This window comes from Desulfovibrio sp. 1188_IL3213 (assembly GCF_036763145.1).
GTDB lineage: Bacteria > Desulfobacterota > Desulfovibrionia > Desulfovibrionales > Desulfovibrionaceae > Desulfovibrio.
The window spans coordinates 1-1,070 of sequence record NZ_JBAIYR010000614.1; the positions used below are offsets into that span (position 1 = coordinate 1).

The 1,070-nt window shown below is 60.4% G+C and carries 2 protein-coding genes; both read left to right on the forward strand.

Annotated elements, in window-relative coordinates; all coding sequences use genetic code 11:
- On the forward strand, positions 1-389 hold a 389-nt coding region (locus V6C16_RS14030), incomplete at its 5' end, for a sulfite exporter TauE/SafE family protein (protein WP_333543528.1).
- Between the two features lie 13 nt (positions 390-402).
- Positions 403-1,070: efflux RND transporter permease subunit (locus V6C16_RS14035; RefSeq protein ID WP_333543529.1), on the forward strand; the 668-nt coding region annotated here is incomplete at its 3' end.

Below are 1,070 nucleotides of genomic sequence, written 5' to 3' on the forward strand. Positions count from 1 at the left end.
GACCGGGCAGCGGCAGCGCATTCTGGCAGAGCAGGCGCGGCTTTTTCTGCATCGGTGCGGTGACGGGGCTTATGGCCGGGCTGACAGGAGCGGGCGGGCCGGTGCTTTCCATTCCCTGGATGATCATGGCGGGCGTTTCACCCATGACGGCTGTGGGCCTTGCCATGCCCTATCAGGTGACCACGGCTCTGTTCGGCACAATCGGCAACATGTCCGACGGGCATGTGGACTTTAGCATTCTGCCCTATATCTGCGGCATGGCGCTGGCTGGCCTGTTTGCGGGGGTGGCTGTTGCCAGGCGTATTCCCACGGCATTGCTGCGAAAGCTTATCGGCGGCCTGTGCTGCGGGCTGGGGCTGTTTTTGTTCTTGCGCCTGATATGCAGTTAACGTAAAAAATGTCATGAATATCGCTTCTGTATTCATCAGCCGTCCGGTCGCTACGGTGCTGCTTATGCTCGGTATGCTTTTTTTCGGCATAACGGGCTATAAAAACCTGCCTGTCAATCATCTGCCCAATGTGGACTTTCCCACCATCCAGGTCATGGCCGACCTTGCGGGAGCCGACCCGGAAACCATGGCGGCTTCCGTCGCCACGCCTCTGGAAAAGGAATTTTTTACCATTGCGGGCATTGACTCCATTTCTTCGGTCAACTCCACAGGCCGCACCCGCATCACCATCCAGTTCGCCCTGGACCGCAACATCGATGCGGCGGCCCTGGACGTGCAGTCGGCCATCGGCCTTGCGCAGCGGCGCATGCCTTCCAACATGACCACGCCGCCGAGCTTCCGCAAGGTGAACCCGGCGGACATGCCCATCCTGTACTTGCGCGTATCGTCGCCCACGCTGCCCCTGTATGCCCTTAATGAATATGCCGACACGCTCATAGGCCAGCGTCTTTCCATGGTGGAAGGCGTGGCCCAGGTGGTGGTGTACGGCCAGAAAAAATACGCTGTGCGTGTGCAGCTTGACCCGGACGAACTGGCTTCGCGCGGGCTTGGCATTGACGAGGTGGCCGATGCCGTGGCCGCCGCCAACAGCATGCTGCCCACAGGCTCTCTGGAGGGCGC